At 72.6% G+C, this 1,444-nt stretch carries 2 protein-coding genes; one reads left to right on the top strand and one right to left on the bottom strand.

Annotated elements, in window-relative coordinates; all coding sequences use genetic code 11:
• Positions 1-986: acyl-CoA dehydrogenase family protein (locus G6018_RS13675; protein ID WP_182639902.1), on the bottom strand; the 986-nt coding region annotated here is incomplete at its 3' end.
• Between the two features lie 81 nt (positions 987-1,067).
• On the opposite strand from G6018_RS13675, the gene G6018_RS13670 reads away from it, so the two are divergent.
• A partial coding sequence (locus tag G6018_RS13670) for a glycosyltransferase (RefSeq protein ID WP_347237869.1) occupies positions 1,068-1,444 on the top strand: 377 nt, incomplete at its 3' end.

Here is a 1,444-nt window from a genome sequence, read left to right as displayed (position 1 = left end):
AGGCGGGCCTGGTCGATGGCGATCCGGGCCTCGGCGAGCCGCTCCCGGTTCCCGCCCAGGTTGACGACGGGTTTGCCGAAGGCCACCCGGCCCGAGGCGCGACGGCAGGCCAGGTCGAGCGCCATCTCCGACAGCCCGATGAGCCGCATGCAGTGGTGGACGCGGCCGGGGCCGAGCCGACCCTGCGCGATCTCGGCGGCGCGCCCGGGTCCGGTGATGATGTTCTCCACCGGCAGACGCACGCCCTCGAGGGACACCTCACCGTGGCCGAGCGGTTCGTCGTAGACACCCTGTGCGGTGAGCATGCGCTCGACGCGCACCCCGGGGGCGTCCATGGGCACCAGGACCATCGAGTGCCTCAGGTACCGGTGGGCGTCCGGGTCCGACACACCCATGAAGATGCCCACCTCGCAGTCCGGGTGGCCGACCCCGGTGGACCACCACTTGCGGCCGTCCAGCACCACCTCGTCGCCCTCGACCCGCGCGGTGGCCGCCATGTTGGAGGCGTCGGAGGAGGCCACCTCCGGCTCGGTCATGAGGAAGGCGCTGCGGATCCTCCCGTCCAGGAGCGGGTCCAGCCAGCGGTCCTTCTGCTCCTGCGACCCGTACTTGAGCAAGACCTCCATGTTGCCGGTGTCCGGGGCGTTGCAGTTGAACACCAGGGGCGCGATGAACGACCTCCCCATCTCCTCGGCGACGGGCGCGTAGTCGGTGTTGGTCAGGCCGGTCCCCCCGTGGGTGCCGTAGCGCTCGGCGTAGGGGCCCTCGTGCCCGGCGGGCAGGAAGAGGTTCCACAGTCCCTGCTCGCGCGCCCTGCCCTGCAGTTCGGTGATCCGCGGATCGACCGCCCAGGGGTCCTCGCCGGCCAGACGGCGGCGGGCGATGTCGGCGTGGATCCCCGGCTCGACCGGGGTGATGTGCGTGTCGATGAACTCGCGGACCGCCGCGGTGAGCTCGGCCGCGCGGGGTGAGGGTGAGAAGTCCATGGTGTGCATCGTGGCACACCCGGGTGAACGGGTCCGTCCCACGGCGGCGGCTCGTCGGATACCTCTGGCAGGATCGCGGGGGTGAGCGAGAACGCGCGTACCCCCCTCGCGGACCGGGTCGACCCCGTCCGCGACTGGTCGGTGCGACGCACCTACCTGGCCGGAGACTTCCGCGCCGAGGACCTGGTCGCGGCCAAGGCCGGTCGGCGGGTGTCCGTCGTGCTCCCGGCCCGGAACGAGGAGTCGACGGTCGGCGTGATCGTCGCCGCGCTCCGGTCCGAGCTGGTCGAGCGGGTGCCACTCATCGACGAGTTGGTGGTGATCGACTCCCACAGCGTCGACGGCACCGCGGAGGTGGCCCGCGCGGCCGGCGCCCGGGTGGTGGCGCAGGGGGACGTGCTGCCCGCCCTGGGGGACGTCCCGGGCAAGGGCGAGGCGCTGTGGAAGGCCCTCGCCGC

The organism is Dietzia sp. DQ11-44 (assembly GCF_014145205.1).
GTDB lineage: Bacteria > Actinomycetota > Actinomycetes > Mycobacteriales > Mycobacteriaceae > Dietzia > Dietzia natronolimnaea.
This window is presented reverse-complemented; position numbering and strand designations above follow the sequence as displayed.